This window comes from Gemmobacter aquarius, from assembly GCF_003060865.1.
Classification (GTDB): Bacteria; Pseudomonadota; Alphaproteobacteria; order Rhodobacterales; family Rhodobacteraceae; genus Paragemmobacter; species Paragemmobacter aquarius.
Map to the genome: position 1 here is coordinate 1,048,099 of NZ_CP028918.1, position 18,506 is coordinate 1,066,604.

Consider the following 18,506-nt stretch of genomic DNA (forward strand, 5'->3'; position numbering starts at 1 on the left):
ATGATGCAACGCGCGTTCCCTTCCTCGCTGCTGCCTGCCGCGCTTTGCGCGGGGATGGCCTATGGGCAGGAGGGGCCGCAGGTGGTGGACGGCATGGGGGCTGCGGTTCCGGTGCCGAGCGGGCAGGCGGTGACCTTGCAGGATGTGATCTGGAACGTGCCGGGGCCGGACGGGATGACGACGCGGTTCCGCTTTGTGGCGCCCGCGATTGCCGCCGGGGTGGATTTCGACACGGCGGAAGCGGACATGATCCACCTGTGCGAGGCCTTTGCCGTGCCGCGGCTGACCGAGTTCGGGCCGCAGTCCGAGCAGGTGGTGATCTCGCTTTCCGACCGCGCCTTGCCATTCGGAGACTCGGCCCCCGATGCGGTGCAGTTCTTCGAATCCTACCGGATCGAGGACGGAAAATGCCTGTGGGAGATGTTCTGATGCCGTCCCGCTTCGCTTTGTTTTCCGTTGCCGGTCATGGCCTTGCTGATGTAGCTGTGCCACAGGCCATGAACTTGGGCGATCTGGCGTGTCATTTGCGGATCAATTCCGCTAAGGTGCCCTCAGGTCGTACCCAAGCGGCCTATACCTCGCAATGGGGGCGGGCAGCGGGATTTTCCGGTGTCACGACCCTCCAAGAAAATAGGAGTAGAGGATGTCGAAGAGCAAAGTGGTTTTCGCACTGGTCATGGTTGCATTTGTTGCAGGCTGCGCCGCGAAGAAAGAAGAAGTCGTGTATGTTGACGAGGCTGCGGTTTCGACCGAGCCGACCTATACCGGCAAATACAAGTAATCGACTGGGGCGGGCCAAAGGGGGCGCGTGCCCCCGGCCCGCCCTTATTCTGTCTGGCGTCCTGTCCGTAGGCGTTTCGTTTGACGCTGGCGCGCGCTTCATGCATCACGCCACCCTTGGCAGAGCAAGGGGCATGACATGTTGAAGCATCGCGGATTTCCGGGCCGTCTTCCCGGAAGTGATTTCCAATTCGTTATCCGTCGCGCCAACAAGAAGGACGGACCGACCAAGATCGTCCGGCGCGAGCGGTACAAGGACCGCAAGCACGCGGACCGGATGGCCGATCAGGGCTTTCTGGCGGCACTCTGGGCGCATTTCGGCGAAGAGCCGTTCGAGCGCGGCAATCTGGACGCGGGCCGTCTGGGCTGGCTGTTCGGGCGCGAGGTGGTGCCTGCGGAAGACCCGTTCGACCCCGAAAGCTATGAGGCGCTGCTGCGGATCGACGTGAAGCGGGCCGAGGCCGCGTTTCCCGAGGTGTTCTCGCCCGACGCGCCGCCTGTGCAGTTCGACGAAGATTGGGACAACGACGAATGAGCGCGCGCCCCGTCAGCGGTTTTGCGCCCTGCGGCGCGGTTCCCTTTGCGGCGGGGCTTATGGCGTCCGGTGGGCGTTCTTTTGCCGAAATACATGCCAAAGTCTGGCGGGTTTCGTCTTTTCCCTTTCAAGCGCACAGCGATGCGGTAGACTGCGCCTCAATAAAAACCCCAGAGCGGAGCAGTAACCCATGCGTATCCTTCCTTTTGCCCTTCTTTCCGTCACGGCCCTTGGCCTTGCCGCCTGCGCGCCCGGCCAGACCGGCATCCGTTGCGGCACGGGTGATGGTGGTCGTGCGGCCATCGGTGCCGTTACCGGCGCGCTTGCGGCAGATATCCTTGACAAGAACGCCCTTACGGGGGCGGCAATCGGCGCTGGCGCCGGTGCGCTGGCCGACGACGCGGGCGTTTGCTACTGATCTGACCCCTGCCTTCGGGCGGGGTATTCGTAACGTTCAAGGGCCATTCGGGGTGATCCCCCGGATGGCCTTTTCTATTGCCGCCACGGGCTGGCCCGCCGGTAGCCGTTCGTTCAATTCAGCCACGCGGCGGGTGCCGCGCGGGAGTCCGTTCAATATTGCCACGCGGCACGTGCCGCGTGGCGGGGGGGAAAAGCCATGTTCGACAAGATATTGATCGCCAACCGGGGCGAGATCGCCTGCCGTGTCATCAAGACCGCCCGAAAGATGGGGATCAAGACGGTGGCGGTGTATTCGGACGCCGACCGCAACGCCCTGCATGTGAAGATGGCGGACGAGGCGGTGCATATCGGGGCGGCTCCGGCGGCGCAGAGCTATATCGTGATCGACAAGATCATGGCAGCGGTCAAGGCGACGGGCGCGCAAGCGGTGCATCCGGGGTATGGCTTTTTGTCGGAGAACCGCGCCTTTGCGGCGGCTTTGGAGGCGGCGGGGGTCGTGTTCATCGGGCCTCCGTCACCGGCCATCGAGGCGATGGGGGACAAGATCACCTCGAAGAAGATCGCCCAAGAGGCAGGGGTTTCGACGGTGCCCGGTTACATGGGGCTGATCGCGGATGCCGACGAGGCGGTGAAGATTTCGGGGCAGGTCGGATACCCCGTGATGATCAAGGCCAGCGCGGGCGGTGGCGGCAAGGGGATGCGGATCGCGTGGAACGATGCCGAGGCGCGCGAGGGGTTCCAGAGTTCGAAGAACGAGGCGGCTGCGAGTTTCGGGGATGACCGGATCTTCATCGAGAAGTTCGTCACGCAACCGCGCCATATCGAGATTCAGGTGCTGGCCGATAGCCATGGCAACTGCGTCTATCTGCACGAGCGGGAATGCAGCATCCAGCGGCGGAACCAGAAGGTGATCGAAGAGGCGCCGTCGCCTTTCTTGGACGAGGCGACGCGCCGCGCGATGGGCGAGCAGGCTTGTGCCTTGGCCAAGGCCGTGGGCTATACCAGCGCGGGGACGGTCGAGTTCATCGTGGACGGAAACCGCAACTTTTACTTCCTCGAGATGAATACGCGGTTGCAGGTGGAACATCCGGTGACCGAGTTGATCACGGGGGTCGATCTGGTCGAGCAGATGATCCGCGTGGCAGACGGGCAGGCTTTACCCTTTGCGCAGAGTGACTTGAAGATCAACGGTTGGGCGATGGAAAGCCGGCTTTATGCCGAAGACCCGTACCGGAATTTCCTGCCGTCGATTGGCCGGTTGACGCGCTATCGCCCGCCGGTCGAGGGCGTGACCGAGCGGGGCGGGATCGTGCGGAACGATACCGGCGTCTTCGAGGGCGGCGAGATCAGCATGTATTACGACCCGATGATCGCGAAGCTGTGCACATGGGGGGCCACGCGGGGCGAGGCCATCGAGGAGATGCGGCTGGCGCTCGATACGTTCGAGGTCGAGGGGATCGGGCATAACCTGCCCTTCGTAGGTGCGGTGATGGACCATCCGCGCTTTGTGTCGGGCAATATCACGACCGCCTTCATCGCCGAGGAATATCCCGAAGGGTTCCAAGGCGCGACGCTGGACGATGCCACTTTGCGGCGCGTGGCGGCGGCTGTGGCTGCGATGAACCGCGTGGCGGAAATCCGGCGGACCAAGATTTCCGGCACGATGGACAACCACCAGCGGCGGGTGGGCGACGATTGGGTCGTTGCCGTGCAGGGGCAGGCTTTGGCGGTGACGGTCGATGCCGACCGCGACGGGTCGAATGTGCGATTTGCCGACGGGGCGGTGTTGCGGGTGGCGTCGGACTGGACGCCGGGGCAGGCGCTGGCGCGGCTGGTTGTCGATGGTGCGCCGCTTGTCATGAAGGTCGCAAAGATACCGGGCGGGTTCCGCGTGCGGCTGCGCGGGGCGGATCTGAAATGTCATGTGCGAACCCCGCGCCAGCATGAACTGGCCTTGCTGATGCCCGAGAAGTTGCCGCCCGATACGTCACGCTTCCTTTTGTGCCCGATGCCGGGGTTGATCGTGGCGATCAACGTGGCGGAAGGCGACGAGGTTCAGGAAGGGCAGGCCTTGGCCACGGTCGAGGCGATGAAGATGGAGAACATCCTGAAGGCCGAGAAGCGCGGCGTGGTGAAGAAGATCACCGCGTCAGCGGGGGCAAGCCTGCGGGTGGACGATGTGATCATGGAGTTCGAGTGAGGTGGCAGGGCTGCGTGATCCCCTCACCCTGACCCTCTCCCCCAAGGGGAGAGGGAAGCGCGCCTTGCTTGCAGCCTGTCTGCGGGATGAAGGGGGGGCGTTGCTCCCTCTCCCCCTTGGGGAGAGGGTCGGGGTGAGGGGGCGTCAGCCACCTGCGGCGGGGCGTTCGTTCACTTCCTGCCGGCGGAGCGGGAATTTGTCGATGGCGTGCGAAATCTCGCGTACGTCCCAGGGCAGGGGTTTGCGGATTTCGGGCTGCCAGTCCTTGTCCATGAGCACGAGGCTGAAGCCGCGCGGGCGGAGTTTCTGGCGGAGTTCGGTTTTCGCGGCGGGGTCGGTGTCGGTGATGACCACCACGCCACGGTCGGCCAGCGATTTCGGGTCGCGGGCGATCAGCTCCATCTGGCGGGTAAAGTTGGGGTCGTTGGGCGTGTCGGCAAAGATGACCACGGGGCGTTTGACGAACATCAGCTCGGAGATCACGACCTGTGCGGCGGGGACGGGGACGAAGGCGTCCCCGGCCAGCGCGGCGGTGGCGGCGAAGGCTGAAAGAACAAAGGCGTAAAGCGGTTTCATGCGGTGGGTCATGGGGGTGCATATAGTCCCCTTGCCCGCGAAACCCAAGAGAGGCGGGGCGACCCTGCCCAAGATGTGAAGGACGGACAAAGCATGTCGGACAAGATGGCGAAATGGCAGGCGCTGGCGGCCAAGGAGTTGAAGGGGCAAAGCCCCGATGCGCTGGTCTGGGACACGCTGGAAGGCATCGCGGTCAAACCGCTTTACACAGCCGCCGACGTGGCGGGCCTGCCGCAGTTGGACGAGGTTCCCGGCGTGGCGCCGTTCACGCGGGGGGTGCGGGCCACGATGTATGCGGGGCGTCCGTGGACGATCCGGCAATATGCGGGCTTTTCCACCGCCGAGGAGAGCAACGCCTTTTACCGCAAGGCGCTGGCGGCGGGGCAGCAGGGGGTTTCGGTCGCCTTCGATCTGGCGACGCACCGCGGCTATGACAGCGACCATCCGCGCGTGGTGGGCGATGTGGGCAAGGCGGGGGTGGCCATCGACAGCGTTGAGGATATGAAGGTGCTGTTCGACGGCATCCCCTTGGAGAAGATCAGCGTTTCCATGACGATGAACGGGGCGGTCATTCCGATTCTGGCCAATTTCATCGTGACGGGGGAAGAGCAGGGCGTTTCCCGCGCGGCGCTTTCGGGGACGATCCAGAACGATATCCTCAAAGAGTTCATGGTGCGGAACACCTATATCTATCCGCCCGAACCGAGCATGCGGATCATCGCGGATATAATCGAATTTACGGCCAAAGAGATGCCGAAGTTCAATTCGATCTCGATTTCCGGCTATCATATGCAGGAGGCGGGCGCGAACCTTGTGCAGGAACTGGCCTTTACGCTGGCGGACGGGCGCGAATATGTGCGCGCGGCCATCGAGCGCGGCATGGATGTGGATGATTTCGCAGGGCGCTTGTCGTTCTTTTTCGCCATCGGGATGAACTTCTTCATGGAGGCAGCCAAGCTGCGAGCCGCGCGGATGCTGTGGTACCGGATCATGGAAGGCTTCGGTGCCAAGAAGGTCGGCAGTCTGATGCTGCGGACCCATTGCCAGACCAGCGGGGTAAGCTTGCAGGAACAGGACCCCTATAACAACGTGGTCCGCACGGCCTATGAGGCGCTGGCGGCCGTGCTGGGCGGCACTCAATCGCTGCATACCAACGCTTTGGACGAAGCCATTGCTTTGCCTACGGAATTTGCCGCACGCATTGCGCGCAACACGCAGTTGATCTTGCAGGAAGAGACGGGGATCACCAAGGTGATCGATCCCTTGGCGGGGTCTTACTATGTCGAAAGCCTGACCAACGAACTGGCCGAAAAGGCCTGGGCCTTGATGGAAGAGGTCGAGGCGATGGGGGGCATGACCAAGGCGGTGGCGTCCGGCATGCCCAAGCTGCGGATCGAAGAGTCGGCGGCCAAGCGGCAGGCGGCGATTGATCGCGGTGACGAGGTGATCGTGGGGGTCAACAAGTACAAGCTGGATAAGCAGGACCCGATCGACATTCTGGACATCGACAACGTGGCCGTGCGCGAGGCGCAAATCGCGCGGCTGACCGCCACGCGGGCAGCGCGCGATGATGCGCGCGTTGCGGCGGCATTGGCCGAGGTGGAGTTGCGGGCAGGGCACGGGGGGAACCTGCTGGAGGCGGCAGTCGAGGCGGCCCGTGCGCGGGCCACGGTCGGGGAGATTTCTGACGCGATGGAAAAGGTGTTCGGGCGGCATCGGGCCGAGGTCAAGACTTTGGCAGGCGTCTATGGCGCGGCATACGAGGGCGATCAAGGCTTTGCCCAGATCCAGAAGGATGTCGAGAATTTCGCCGAGGAAGAGGGCCGGCGTCCGCGGATGCTGGTCGTCAAGATGGGGCAGGACGGGCATGACCGCGGGGCCAAGGTGATCGCCACGGCCTTCGCCGATATCGGGTTCGACGTGGATGTGGGGCCGCTGTTCCAGACACCCGAGGAAGCCGCGCAGGATGCCATCGACAACGATGTGCATGTGATCGGGATTTCATCGCAGGCCGCAGGGCACAAGACGCTGGCACCCAAGCTGGTGGCCGCACTGCGGGCTGCGGGGGCGGAGGATATCCTCGTGATTTGCGGCGGGGTCATTCCGCAGCAGGATTACCAGTTCCTGTTCGACAACGGGGTGAAGGCGATCTTCGGACCCGGCACGAACATTCCGGAAGCCGCCAAGCACATCATGACGCTGATCCGCGAGACCCGTTCGTAACGCGTCGGGCGTAACGCGACGTTAAGACGAATCGTCCATCCTCGGCCTGTCGGACGGGTCGGGGGTGGGATTTGCACGGGCTATGCAATCGGGCGCTGCACTGTTTCTTGCGGCTTCGGCTGGGAGAGGCCGGCTGGAACGCGGTGGCGCGGCAGGCGGGCGCGCCTGCGGGCGGGTTCGAGGCGTTCGGGCAATATGACGATGCGTTGACCGCGCGGATGCTGGTGGCGGCAGGGGCGCATAGCGGGCTGGACCGCGAGACGCTGCTGGAAGACCTTGGCACATGGCTGGTGTCCGACCCGTGTTGCGAGGCGATCCGGCGGCTGTTGCGCTTTGGCGGGGCGGATTTTGCGGGATTCGTCTTTGCGCTGGAGGATTTGCCCGACAGGGCGCGGCTGGCCGTGCCTGATCTTGTGCTGCCCGACCTGTCGGTCGTGCCGGTCGAAGGCGGCGTGCGGCTGGTGGTGGGCGCGGGGCTGGACGGGTTCGCCGCTGTCGTGGCGGGGCTGGTGCGGGCGATGGCCGATGATTACGGCACGCTGGTGGTGCTGACCGCGCTGCCGGATGCGGTAGAGTTGCGGCTGGTCGAGGCCGATTTCGCGGAAGGACGGCGCTTTGCGCTGGCGGGCTGAGGTGGAGGCGGTCGAGATCGGCGCGCTGCTGGCCCTGATGCCGATGCTGTTGTGGCTTGATGCTGCGGGGCGGATCAGGGCGGCTGGGCCGACGCTGGCGCGGGTGATCGGGCGGGCCGAGAGGCTGTTTGATGCTTTCGCCGTGCAGGTTCCGGTCGGTGCCACGGGGGTCGCGGACCTGCTGGCCGCGCCCCGTCTGCGGCTGCGCGCGGCGGATGGCACGGTGCTGCGCGGGCTGGCGGTGCCCGATGGTGCGGGGGGCGCGCTGGTCAACCTGTCCTTCGGGATCGGCGTGGTCGAGGCGGTGCGCCGCTACCGCCTGACCGAGGCCGATTTCGCGCCGACCGAATTGACGGTCGAGTTGCTCTATCTGGTCGAGGCCAAGGCTGCGGTGACCGACGAGCTGCGCCAGCTCGCGGCACGGATCGAAGGCGCGCGGGTGCGGGCCGAGGCCGAGGCGCAGTCGGACGCGCTGACCGGCATCGGCAACCTGCGGGCGCTGCGCGCGGCGCTGGAGGGGCTGGTTGCGGGCGGGCGGCGTTTCGGGCTGATCCATGTCGATCTCGACCACTTCAAGGCGGTGAACGACACGCTGGGCCATGCGGCGGGCGACCATGTGCTGGCCGAGGCGGCGCGGGTTCTGGCCAGCGAGACGCGGGCGGGCGATACGGTGGCGCGGGTCGGGGGTGACGAATTCGTATTGCTGCTGCCTTCGGTTCCCGATGCGGCGCGGTTGCAGGCGGTGGCCGAGCGGTTGACGGCGCGGATGGCCGAGCCGATCGACTATGGCGGGGCGCAATGCCGTGTTGCCGCATCGCTTGGGCTGGTGCTGTCAGACCGGCATCGCGGGGCGCGGGCCGATGACCTGCTGGCTGCGGCGGATGCGGCGCTTTACGCGGCCAAGCGGGCGGGGCGGGGGCGAGCGGTGCTTGCCGAAGCGCAGGAAGAGGAGGGATGATACGTCCGGAGCGCGGGCTTTCCCGTCTTTGGGATGGCAGGACCTGCCCTGTCGTACGCGCCTATCCGACAGGGGCCAGACCTAGGTCTGGACCGGATTGCCGGATGGGAGCGCGACGAAGGCGACCGGCGGTTGTATCGAAGCGCAGCCAAATCAGGCGCCTTGCCGCAAAGGATTGCCCTTGGGCCCGGTAGGGCCGCCCTGCCTCGGGCCAGACTGACCGGTTCGATCACCTGAAACACCGTCGTCCGTGGCTTTCGCTGCGGGACGCGCAAGACATGCCGTCTTGCGCCCGAAAGGAGCATGTCATGCGTCTGGTCAAGGCGATTGCTGCAACGGCCCTTGCCTTCGTCTGCGCGGCGAGTTCGGCACTGGCGCTGGATGCGACCCGGTCGGGTGGCGGGGCGGCCGGGCTGTTGCCGCTGCGGGCGGTTGTTTCGGCGCCGGGTGGAGCGGCGGACCTGTGCGCCAAGTATTCCTGGGCCTGCGCTGCGGGCACGTCGGCTGCGTCTTTCGGGGCGGATCAGATGGAAATGGCGGTCAGGATCAACCGTGCAGCCAATGCCCGGATCAGGCCGGTGGCGGACCTCGTGCAGTATCATGCGGCCGAAAACTGGGCGATGCCCACGGCACGCGGCGGCGATTGCGAGGATTACGCGCTGTACAAGAAGGCCAAGCTGATCGAGGCCGGAGTGTCGCCCGACCGTCTGCTTTTGGCGACGGTGCTCGACAGAAAAGGCGATTCCCACGCGGTTCTGGTTTTGCGGACCGATACGGCCGATCTGGTGCTTGATAATCTGCGCGGTGCGGTGAAGCCGTGGGACGAGACGGGGTATACGTTCCTGCGGATGCAGGATCCGCGCAATCCGGCACGCTGGGTTGCCACGATGGCGGGCGGCATGCTGCCCGGCGTGTCGAGCTGAGCTGCTTGCCCTAGCGGGCGAGTGCCAGAAGGCCTGTCACGTCGATATGGCGTTCGAGATGGGCGGCGAGGGCGTCGAGTGTCGCCTCGACTGTTTCATCGTGCGAATGGGTCGAGGGGGCGGCACCGAGCGCGGCGAGGAAGGCCGCGCGGAAGCTGTCAGAGGCGAACATGCCGTGCAGGTAGCTGCCCATGACGCGGCCATTGGCCGAGATTGCGCCGTCCGGCGTGCCTGCGATGCTGGCGAAGGGGCGGGCACAATCGGCGCCGGTGGTGCGGCCGATGTGGATTTCGTAACCGTCGATCGTCAGGCCCGAGGGCAGGTGCAGGGCGGTGGTACGGGTCAGGCGCTTGTCGCCGGTCATGGTGGTCTGGACCGACAGGTGCCCGAGGCCGGGGGTCAGGCCTGCGGGGCCTTCAATGCCGTGCGGGTCGTCGACCGACTGGCCGAGCATCTGGTAGCCGCCGCAGATGCCCAGCACGTGGCCGCCGCGCCGCAGGTGCGCCGCGATGTCGATGTCCCAGCCCTGGGCGCGCAGATAGGCCAGATCGGCGCGGGTCGATTTCGAGCCGGGCAGGATGATCAGGTCGGACTGGGGGATGGGTTCGCCTGCGCGGACCATGGCGAGGGTGACGCCCGGTTCCTGTGCGAGGGGGTCGAGGTCGTCGAAATTGGCGATGCGCGAGAAGACGGGGACCGCGATGCGGAAGGCGCCGGTGCCGCTGGTGGCGGGGATGTCGAGCGCATCTTCGGCGGGCAGGCGGTAGGCTTGCGGAAAGAAGGGGACGGTGCCGAAGCCCCGCCATGCGGTGAGGGTTTCGATGAGCCGGTAACCATCGTCGAAAAGCGTTACGTCGCCGCGGAATTTGTTGATGAGGAAACCCGCGATCATGGCGGCATCTTCGGGGTCGAGCACGGCCTTGGTGCCGACGATCTGGGCGATGACGCCGCCGCGGTCGATGTCGCCCACAAGGATGACCGGAGTGTCCGCGGCGCGGGCGAAGCCCATGTTGGCGATGTCTCCGGCGCGCAGGTTCACCTCGGCCGGACTGCCTGCGCCTTCGACGATGATCAGGTCATGGGCGGCTTTCAGGCGGTGGAAGCTGTCGAGGACGGGGGCCATGAGTTGCGGTTTGAGCGCGGCGTAGTCGCGGGCCTTTACCGTGGCGATGCGGCGGCCTTGGACGACCACCTGGCTGCCCGTCTCGGATTCGGGTTTCAGCAGCACGGGGTTCATGTCGGTATGCGGCTCGAGGCCACAGGCGCGGGCTTGCAGGGCTTGCGCGCGCCCGATTTCGCCGCCGTCGACCGTCACGGCGGCATTGTTGGACATGTTCTGCGGCTTGAAGGGCGCGACCGAGAGGCCGCGCAGTTTCGCGGCACGGCAGAGGCCCGCGACGAGGAGCGATTTGCCGACGTTAGAGCCTGCGCCCTGTATCATTATTGCGGGCATGGGGGCACCTTTGGCCATGCACGATTTTTCTGCGAAAAATCTGGTGCGGGTTCTGATGGGGGGGCGCGGCGGAAGCTGCGGGAGCCTTCGGCGAGGATATTTGCCGCGAGCATGAAAGCGGATCGGCACCGCGCCTCGGGCCGCTTGCGCGGGGGAAGCGCGGTGCTTTCACACTCGGCGGTCATCGGGATCCCTCCCTGTACCGCTTGTTCAATCTGGCAGGCGAATCTCAACAAAGGCTTAATTCCGGCTGTCTTGCTGCTTTCATACTCGCACAAATATCCCGGGGGTGCGGGGGGCTGGCCCCCGCTGTTTCGGCTTGGTGCGGGGGGCTGGCCCCCGCTGGCTTGGGGGGGTGCGGGGGGCTGGTCCCCCGCTCGCTTCGGTCAGAACTCCACGCCTGCTTGCGCTTTGATGCCCGACCGGAAGGGGTGTTTGATCAGGGTCATCTCGGTCACGAGGTCTGCGGCTTCGATGAGTTCCTCTTTCGCGTTGCGGCCGGTCAGGACGACATGGGTGAGGGGTGGCTTTTCGTCGCGCAGGAAGCCCACCACTTCGCCCGCGTCGAGGTAGTCGTAGCGCAGGGCGATGTTGATCTCGTCCAGCAGGACGAGGCGGATTTCGGGGTTCAGGATCAGTTCCTTGGCTTTATCCCAGCCTTTGCGGGCCATTTCGATGTCGCGGGCGCGGTCTTGGGTTTCCCAGGTGAAGCCTTCGCCCATGGCGTGGAACTGGCACAGGTGCTGGAAGTGGCCTTCGATCAGGCGGCGTTCGCCGGTGTCCCATGCGCCTTTGATGAATTGCACGACCGCCGATGGCATTTCATGGGCGATGCAGCGCAGGATCATGCCGAAGCCCGAGGAGGATTTGCCTTTGCCTGCACCCGTGTGGACGATGATCAGGCCCTTTTCGCCGGACTTCGTGGCCATGATCTTGTCGCGGGCGGCTTTCTTCTTGGCCATCTTGACGGCGTGGCGGGCGTCGGGGTCGACCGGAGCGGGGGCTGCTGCAGGGTCGATGTCGTTGGCATCGCTCATGGTGACGGTCCTTGTCCTTGACTCTGGCAGGGCATCTGCCAAGAGGGGGCGAGATGCGCTGGTGCCTGTCCTACGGCAGGCGAAAAGGGAATGCGACAGGTTTTGCGACCCGTGAGGGGACAAGACCGAAGCGCAGCCGCCCCCGCGACCGTGACCGGAGAGGTCCGCCCGTGGCCACTGTTCCCGAAAGGGGGCGGGAAGGTGGGTGGAGCGTTGGGGAAACCCTGTATCCGCAAGCCGGGAGACCTGCCAGCGCGATGGATGGAACCGGGCGGACGGGGTGTGCCGCAGCCGACGATTCGTGTCGCGCGTAGTCGCGTGCCGGTTCGTCAGGTCGCCCCGATGCGCCCAAAGCGATGGACGGGTCATGGCTGCGACGTTGCATGTCTGTATCACCTGCAAGGCGGGCGAGCCTGTGCCCGAGGGCGCGGTGGCGCCGGGGGCATTGTTGCATGCCGCGCTGGTGGCGGGGGACGCGCCCGAGGGCGTGCGGATCGTGCCGGTGGAATGTCTGAGCGCCTGTTCGCAGGGCTGTTCGGTGGCTTTGTCGGGGGCTGGCAAGTGGTCTTATGTCTATGGCCGCCTGACGCAAGACGACGCTGCCGATGTGCTGGCGGGTGCTGCCGCCTATGCCGCGACTTCGGACGGGATCGTGCCTTGGCGCGAGCGTCCTGTGATCTTTCGCAAGCAGAGCCTTGCGCGTATTCCGCCTTTGGAGGGCTGAGCCATGACCGATTTGTCGAAAATCCCCGTGACCGTGATCACCGGCTTTCTGGGGGCGGGCAAGACCACGCTGATCCGGCATCTGATGATGAACCCGCAAGGCAAGCGTCTGGCCATTCTGGTCAACGAGTTCGGCACGGTGGGGGTGGATGGCGATATCCTGAAATCCTGCGCCGATGACAATTGCCCGGTCGAGAATATCGTCGAGCTGGCGAATGGCTGCATCTGCTGCACGGTGGCGGATGATTTCATTCCGACGATCGAGGCGCTGATGGCTTTGCCGGTGCGGCCGGACCATATTCTGATCGAGACCTCGGGGCTGGCTTTGCCGAAGCCGCTGTTGAAGGCGTTCGACTGGCCTGCGATCCGGTCGAAGATCACCGTGGACGGGGTGATTACGCTGGCGGATGCCGAGGCGGTGGCGGCGGGGCGGTTCGCACCCGATGAAGCGGCGGTTCAGGCGCAGCGCGAGGCGGATGACAGCATCGACCACGAGACGCCGCTTTCGGAGGTGTTCGAGGACCAGATTTTCTGTGCCGATATCGTGCTGTTGTCCAAGGCCGATCTGGCGGGCGAGGCGGGGGTTGCGGCGGCCCGCGCCGTGATCGAGGCGGAAGCGCCGCGGCGGATGCCGATCATCGCCATGACGGACGGGGTTATCGATCCGCGGGTGATCCTCGGGCTGAATGCGAAGGCAGAGGATGATCTGGCGGCACGGCCCAGCCATCATGACGGGGCGGATGACCACGAGCATGAGGATTTTGACTCGGTCGTGATCGACCTGCCGGAAGTGGATGATCCGGAGGTGCTGGTGGCGGCGATCACGCGTTTGGCGCGCGAGCAGGGCATCTTGCGGGTGAAGGGCTATGTGGCGGTGACCGGCAAGCCGATGCGGATGCTGGTGCAGGCGGTGGGCGAGCGGGTGCGGCACCAGTATGACCGGCCTTGGGGGGCGTCCCCTCGCAAGGGGCAGCTTGTTGTCATTGCCGAGCATGACGACATCGACGAGGCCGCCATTCGCGCCGTGCTGGGGGCCTGATACGCCATGCATGTCGTCTTCCGCGAAAGCCATGGGCTGGAGGAAACGGACACGCCGTTCGACGTGGGGCAAGACCCTGCCGATCTGGTGGTGATGTCGTTTTCCGACAGTGACCTTGGCGCTTTCGCGGCGGGTTGGCATCGGGGGCGTGCGGGGTTGCCGAGTTGCCGTTTGGTCAATCTGGTGGCGCTGCGGCATCCGTTGTCGGTCGATACCTATGTCGAGAAGACGCTGTCGGGGGCGAAGGGGGTTCTGATCAGGTTGATCGGCGGGGAATCCTATTGGGCTTACGGGATCGCTTCGGTTCAGGATCTGTGCAGGCGCAAGGGGATTGCGCTGGCGGTGCTGCCTGCGGACGGGCGGGACGATCCCGCGCTGGATGCGGTCTCGACGCTGCCGGTTTCGACTTTGCGGCGGTTGCAGGCTTTGTGCGATGCGGGCGGGGCAGTGGCCGCGCAGGCGGCGCTGGCGCAACTGGCGCTGGCGGCGGGGTGTTATGCGGGGCCGGTGATCGGGGAAAAGACCGTGCCGGACTGTGGCTGGTATCAACCGGGCGCGGGCGTGGTGAAGGGGCCGGTTCAGGGTGGGCCTGCGGTGGCGGTGGTGTTTTACCGCAGCTATCTGACGGCGGCGGATACGGGGCCGGTCGATGCGCTGTGTGCGGCGCTGGCTGCGCGTGGGTTTGCGGTGTCGGCGCTGTTCGTGCCGTCGTTGAAAGCGGCGGGTGCGGGTGCGTTTCTGGCCGAGGCTTTGGGCGCGTTGCGCCCCGTGGCGGTGGTCAATGCGACCGCGTTTTCGGGCAAGGGGGCGGATGGGGCTTCGCCTTTGGATGGGGCGGGGGTGCCGGTGTTTCAGGTGGCCTTGTCGACGGCGCGGCGGCGCGATTGGGCGGGGTCGGCGCGGGGGCTTTCGCCTGCGGACCTCGCCATGCATGTGGTTTTGCCCGAGGTGGACGGGCGGCTTTTCGCGGGGGTTGTGTCGTTCAAATCACCCGGCAAGCGTGACCCCGATTTGCAGTTTTCGCGTTTTGCGCATCGGGCGGATGCGGGGCGGGTTGCGCTGGTGGCTGACCGCGTGGCGGCTTGGCATCGGTTGGCGGTGACGCAGGCGGCAGAGCGGCGGGTGGGGTTCGTTCTGTCGACCTATCCGGGGCGGCCGGACCAGATTGCCCATGCGGTGGGGCTGGATGCCTTGGCCTCGGTCAGGGGGATGCTTTCGGCGCTGGCGGGTGAGGGCTACGCGGTCGCGCCCGTGGATGATCTGGGCAAGCGGTTGGTGGCCGAGGCGCTGGAGTGGCCTTTGGCCGAGTATCTGGCGGCGCTTGAGGCGGTGCCCCAAGGATTGCGCGATGATCTGGCAGCGGCTTGGGGCGAGGCGGCGGATGATCCGGCCTGTGTGGGCGGAGCGTTCCGCTTTGCTGCCGTGCGGGCGGGGTCGGCGGTTGTGGCCTTGCAGCCAGAGCGGGGCGAGGTCGCGGGGCGCGACGGGGAGTATCACGACCTGAGCCGCACGCCGCGGCATGGCTATGTGGCGTTTTACCTGTGGCTGCGGGCGCAGGGGTTGCACGCGCTGGTGCATGTGGGGGCGCATGGCACGCTGGAGTGGTTGCCGGGGAAATCGGTCGCCTTGTCGGCGGACTGCTGGCCCGAGGTGCTGGTGGGCGCGATGCCGGTGATTTACCCGTTCATCGTGAACGATCCGGGCGAGGCGGCGCAGGCCAAGCGGCGGATCGGGGCGGTGACTTTGGGACATTTGCCACCGCCTTTGGCTTTGGCGAAGGTGCCCGAGGGGTTGTTGCGGCTGGAGCGGCTGCTGGATGAATATTCCACCGCCGATGGCTTGGACCCGTCGCGGCGTGACCGCCTGATCGGGGCGATCAGGGATGAGGCGCGGGCGTCGGGGGTGGAGGATGACCTTGGCCTGCCTGCGGGGGCGAGTGCGGCCGAGGCGATCACGCGGATCGACCGTTTCGTGTGCGACATCAAGGAAAGCCAGTATGGCGATGGCTTGCACATCTATGGCGCGGCGGAGGGTGAATTTGCGGGGCTGAGTGCCGCGCTGGCGGGGCGCTTCGTTCCGGCGGGGCCTGCGGGGTCGCCTTGGCGGGGGCGTGTCGATGTGCTGCCTACGGGGCGGAACCTGTATTCCGTCGATCCGCGCGCGGTGCCTTCGCGCGCCGCGCATGCCCAAGGGGTCAAGCTGGCCGAGGAGTTGTTGCGGCGGCATTTGCAGGACAAGGGGGATTGGCCAAAGGGGTTGATCCTCGATCTGTGGGGGTCGGCGACGATGCGGACGGCGGGCGAGGAAGTCGCCATGGCGCTGCATCTGGCGGGGTTGGCTCCGCGTTGGGACGAGGGGTCGGAGCGGGTTTCGGGCTTCGAGGTGGTGCCCTTGGCGCTGCTGGGGCGGCCACGGATCGACGTGACCTTGCGCGTGTCGGGGCTGTTCCGCGACGTGTTTCCGGGGCTGTCGCAACTGTTCGAGGCGGGGGCTGCGGCCTTGGCCGAGCGGGAGGAGGCGCCGGAGGATAACCCCTATGTGACCCGTTCGGCGCGGGTGTTCGGACCGAAGCCGGGGCTTTACGGGATGGGCATGGCGGCGGCTTTGGAGGATTACTCCGACGCGGGCCGCGTGGCGGCGGGCGAGGCTTGGTTGTCGGCGTCATCTTGGGCGGTGGATGCCAAGGGCGAGGCGCGCGAGGCGCGGGGCGAGCTGGAGGCGCGGGTGCTTGCGGCGGATGCGTTCGCGCATGTGCAGGATATGGTCGAGACGGATATTCTGGTGGCCCCCGATTATGCGGCGCATGAGGGCGGGGTTGCGGCGGCCAAGGCGGCTTTGGGCGGCGAGGCTTTGGCGCTTTATCACATGGACGCCACGCGGGATGCGCCGAGGGCGCGAACGGTTTCGGAGGAGGTGGGGCGCGTGGTGCGGGCGCGGGCGGCGAACCCCGATTGGGCGACGGGCATGATGCGGCACGGGTTTCGCGGGGCTGCGGAAGTGACGGCGACGTTGGATAACCTCGCGGCTTACGCGCATCTGACGCGGGCGGTTCCGGCGCATCTGTTCGATTTGTATCATGAGGCGACCTTGGGTCGGGATGATCTGGTGGCCTTTATGGAACGCGAGAATCCGGATGCCTTGGCGGCATTGCGGGCGCGGTTTGCGGCGTTGCGGGATGCGGGGTTGTGGGTGACGCGGCGCAATTCGATTGCGGCGGCGATGGGGGCCGAGGGATGACTGGGCCGGTTGTCCAAGGGTGGTGTCCGGGGGCGCTGCGGCCGATGCTGTCGGGCGACGGGCTGGTCGTTCGGGTGCGGCTGCATGGCGGGCGGTTGCCGGTGGCGGTGGCCGAGCGGTTGGCGTTTTTGTCGGAAAGGTTCGGGAACGGGCTGATCGACCTGTCGGCGCGGGGGAATCTGCAATTGCGGGGCGTGACCGAGGCGGGGCATGGGGCGCTGGTGGCGGAATTGGCGGCGCTGGGGCTGATCGACGAAAGCCCGCAGGCCGAGGCGATGCGCAATGTGCTGGTGACTCCGTTCTGGAGGGCGGGGGACGGGGCGCAGGAGATCGCTGCGGAGTTGGTGGCGCGGCTGGGCGAGTTTCCGGCGCTGCCGGGAAAGTTCGGTTATGCGGTGGATACGGGGATGGTTCCGGTCTTGCGGGACGCGGCGGCGGATATCAGGATCGAAGGGGCGCAGGACGGCGTCATGGTGCGGGCTGACGGCATGGCAACGGGGGCCGTGGTCGGGCAAGGCGAGGTCGTCGATGCGGTGCTGGAACTGGCACGCTGGTTTGTCGATGCGGGCGGTGTGAGCGGCGGGCGTGGGCGTATGGCGGCGCTGGTTGCGCGGGGGGCTGTGCCGCCCGGGCGGTTCGGGGCGGTGCCGATGCGGGTCGTTCCGCGCTTTGTTCCCAAGATTGCGCGCTATTCGGCGGGGGCTTTGGTGGCCGTTCCCTTTGGCCAGATGGAGGCCGGGATGCTGGACGGGCTTGCAGGGTTCGGCGACCTGCGCCTGACGCCGTGGCGGATGGTGCTGGTCGAGTCGGGCTGGCCGGATGTGCCGGGTGTCATCCTGTATGACGACGATCCGTTGTTGCGCGTGGTGGCCTGCACGGGGGCGCCGCGCTGTTTGCAGGGGCTTGCCGATGTGCGCGGGTTGGCGCGGGGGCTGGCGGCGGCGGTGCCTGCGGGCAAGCGGCTGCATGTGTCGGGCTGCGCCAAGGGCTGCGCGCATCCGGGGGTTGCCGATGTCACGCTGACAGCGACTGCGGCGGGGTTCGATCTGATACGGGGCGGGACGGCGGCGGATGCTGCGGTGGCTGCCTTTACTGCCGATGAATTGCTGGCGCGGCCAGAGATATTGACCGAGAGTTTCGATGCCCCATAGCTACATCACCGATGGCGCGGAAATTTACCTGCGCTCTTTCGCCACGATCCGTGCCGAGGCCGATCTTGCCCGCTTTACCCCCGAGGAGGAGGTGGTGGTGGTGCGGATGATCCATGCGGCGGGGATGGTGGGTCTTGAGGCCCATGTCGATTTCACCGAAGGCATGGCGATTGCGGCACGGGCGGCGCTGGAGGCGGGTGCGCCGATCTTGTGCGATGTGCGGATGGTGAGCGAGGGCGTGACGCGGACGCGGCTTCCGGCGAAGAACGAGGTGATCTGCACGCTGCAAGACCCTCGGGTCGCGGGGATGGCGGCGGAAATGCAGAACACGCGGTCGGCGGCGGCGCTGGAGTTGTGGCGGCCTATGCTGGGCGGGGCGGTGGTGGCGATCGGCAATGCGCCGACCGCGTTGTTTCATCTGCTCAACATGCTGGAAGACCCTGCTTGCCCGCGTCCGGCGGCGATCATCGGGTGCCCCGTGGGGTTCATCGGGGCGGCTGAGTCGAAGGAGGCTTTGATGCAGGGCCGTCCGGTGCCGTCGATGGTGGTGCGCGGGCGGCTTGGCGGGTCGGCGATCACGGTGGCGGCGGTGAACGCTTTGGCCAGTCGTAAAGAATAA

At 66.2% G+C, this 18,506-nt stretch carries 17 protein-coding genes and 1 riboswitch; of the genes, 14 read left to right on the plus strand and 3 right to left on the minus strand.

Annotated features, from left to right (window positions below):
• The 5 genes from HYN69_RS05070 to HYN69_RS05090 all read left to right on the plus strand — a co-directional run bounded on the left by HYN69_RS05070 (position 1) and on the right by HYN69_RS05090 (position 3,935).
• On the plus strand, positions 1-429 hold the full coding sequence (locus tag HYN69_RS05070) for a DUF6497 family protein (RefSeq protein WP_230426487.1): 429 nt from the start codon (positions 1-3) through the stop codon (positions 427-429).
• Between the two features lie 214 nt (positions 430-643).
• Positions 644-781: a hypothetical protein gene (locus HYN69_RS05075; protein WP_108434794.1), complete on the plus strand. Its 138-nt coding sequence runs from the start codon at positions 644-646 to the stop codon at positions 779-781.
• 138 nt (positions 782-919) lie between these two features.
• Positions 920-1,315: a hypothetical protein gene (locus tag HYN69_RS05080; protein WP_108434795.1), complete on the plus strand. Its 396-nt coding sequence runs from the start codon at positions 920-922 to the stop codon at positions 1,313-1,315.
• A 190-nt stretch (positions 1,316-1,505) separates the two neighbouring features.
• Positions 1,506-1,733 (plus strand): hypothetical protein, encoded by a 228-nt coding sequence (locus HYN69_RS05085; protein WP_108434796.1) that lies wholly within the window; start codon positions 1,506-1,508, stop codon positions 1,731-1,733.
• A 198-nt stretch (positions 1,734-1,931) separates the two neighbouring features.
• Positions 1,932-3,935 carry an acetyl-CoA carboxylase biotin carboxylase subunit gene (locus tag HYN69_RS05090; protein ID WP_108434797.1) on the plus strand — a complete coding sequence of 668 codons (2,004 nt, stop codon included), beginning with the start codon at positions 1,932-1,934 and terminating at the stop codon, positions 3,933-3,935.
• 144 nt (positions 3,936-4,079) lie between these two features.
• On the opposite strand, the gene HYN69_RS05095 is transcribed toward HYN69_RS05090, so the two are convergent.
• Positions 4,080-4,523, minus strand: a complete 444-nt coding sequence (locus HYN69_RS05095) for a DUF4174 domain-containing protein (protein WP_230426488.1) — start codon at positions 4,521-4,523, stop codon at positions 4,080-4,082.
• Between the two features lie 81 nt (positions 4,524-4,604).
• On the opposite strand from HYN69_RS05095, the gene scpA reads away from it, so the two are divergent.
• The 4 genes from scpA (at position 4,605) to HYN69_RS05115 (ending at position 9,247) form a co-directional block, all read left to right on the plus strand.
• Positions 4,605-6,734 (plus strand): methylmalonyl-CoA mutase, encoded by a 2,130-nt coding sequence (scpA, locus tag HYN69_RS05100; RefSeq protein WP_108434798.1) that lies wholly within the window; start codon positions 4,605-4,607, stop codon positions 6,732-6,734.
• 107 nt (positions 6,735-6,841) lie between these two features.
• Complete coding sequence (locus HYN69_RS05105) at positions 6,842-7,366, plus strand: heme NO-binding domain-containing protein (protein ID WP_230426489.1); 525 nt, start codon at positions 6,842-6,844, stop codon at positions 7,364-7,366.
• The gene (locus tag HYN69_RS05110; RefSeq protein WP_329608630.1) at positions 7,350-8,324 is read left to right on the plus strand and encodes a GGDEF domain-containing protein; all 975 of its coding nucleotides are present in this window, start codon (positions 7,350-7,352) and stop codon (positions 8,322-8,324) included. Before HYN69_RS05105 ends, HYN69_RS05110 begins: the two co-directional genes overlap by 17 nt.
• A 308-nt stretch (positions 8,325-8,632) precedes the next feature.
• Entirely contained in the window at positions 8,633-9,247 is a 615-nt protein-coding gene (locus HYN69_RS05115) for a transglutaminase-like cysteine peptidase (RefSeq protein WP_159082366.1), read from the plus strand.
• A 10-nt stretch (positions 9,248-9,257) separates the two neighbouring features.
• Here the strand turns inward: HYN69_RS05115 and HYN69_RS05120 are convergent, their stop codons facing one another.
• Both HYN69_RS05120 and cobO read right to left on the minus strand, forming a co-directional pair.
• The gene (locus HYN69_RS05120; protein WP_108437043.1) at positions 9,258-10,700 is read right to left on the minus strand and encodes a cobyric acid synthase; all 1,443 of its coding nucleotides are present in this window, start codon (positions 10,698-10,700) and stop codon (positions 9,258-9,260) included.
• 386 nt (positions 10,701-11,086) lie between these two features.
• A complete protein-coding gene (gene cobO, locus HYN69_RS05130) occupies positions 11,087-11,737 on the minus strand; it encodes a cob(I)yrinic acid a,c-diamide adenosyltransferase (RefSeq protein WP_108434801.1) in 651 nt (216 codons plus the stop codon).
• A 47-nt stretch (positions 11,738-11,784) separates the two neighbouring features.
• A riboswitch (cobalamin riboswitch) is annotated at positions 11,785-12,005 on the plus strand.
• 99 nt (positions 12,006-12,104) lie between these two features.
• Between cobO and HYN69_RS05135 the strand changes: the two genes are divergently transcribed.
• Genes HYN69_RS05135 through HYN69_RS05155 form a run of 5 tightly spaced genes read left to right on the plus strand, consistent with a single transcriptional unit; the run spans position 12,105 to position 18,506 of the window.
• Entirely contained in the window at positions 12,105-12,461 is a 357-nt protein-coding gene (locus HYN69_RS05135; protein ID WP_108434802.1) for a DUF1636 family protein, read from the plus strand.
• A 3-nt stretch (positions 12,462-12,464) separates the two neighbouring features.
• The gene (cobW, locus tag HYN69_RS05140; RefSeq protein WP_108434803.1) at positions 12,465-13,499 is read left to right on the plus strand and encodes a cobalamin biosynthesis protein CobW; all 1,035 of its coding nucleotides are present in this window, start codon (positions 12,465-12,467) and stop codon (positions 13,497-13,499) included.
• A 6-nt stretch (positions 13,500-13,505) separates the two neighbouring features.
• On the plus strand, positions 13,506-16,736 hold the full coding sequence (gene cobN / locus HYN69_RS05145) for a cobaltochelatase subunit CobN (RefSeq protein ID WP_108434804.1): 3,231 nt from the start codon (positions 13,506-13,508) through the stop codon (positions 16,734-16,736).
• Positions 16,733-17,887: a precorrin-3B synthase gene (locus HYN69_RS05150; RefSeq protein WP_108434805.1), complete on the plus strand. Its 1,155-nt coding sequence runs from the start codon at positions 16,733-16,735 to the stop codon at positions 17,885-17,887. The genes cobN and HYN69_RS05150 overlap by 4 nt, the downstream gene beginning before the upstream one ends.
• On the plus strand, positions 17,877-18,506 hold the full coding sequence (locus tag HYN69_RS05155; protein WP_108434806.1) for a precorrin-8X methylmutase: 630 nt from the start codon (positions 17,877-17,879) through the stop codon (positions 18,504-18,506). Before HYN69_RS05150 ends, HYN69_RS05155 begins: the two co-directional genes overlap by 11 nt.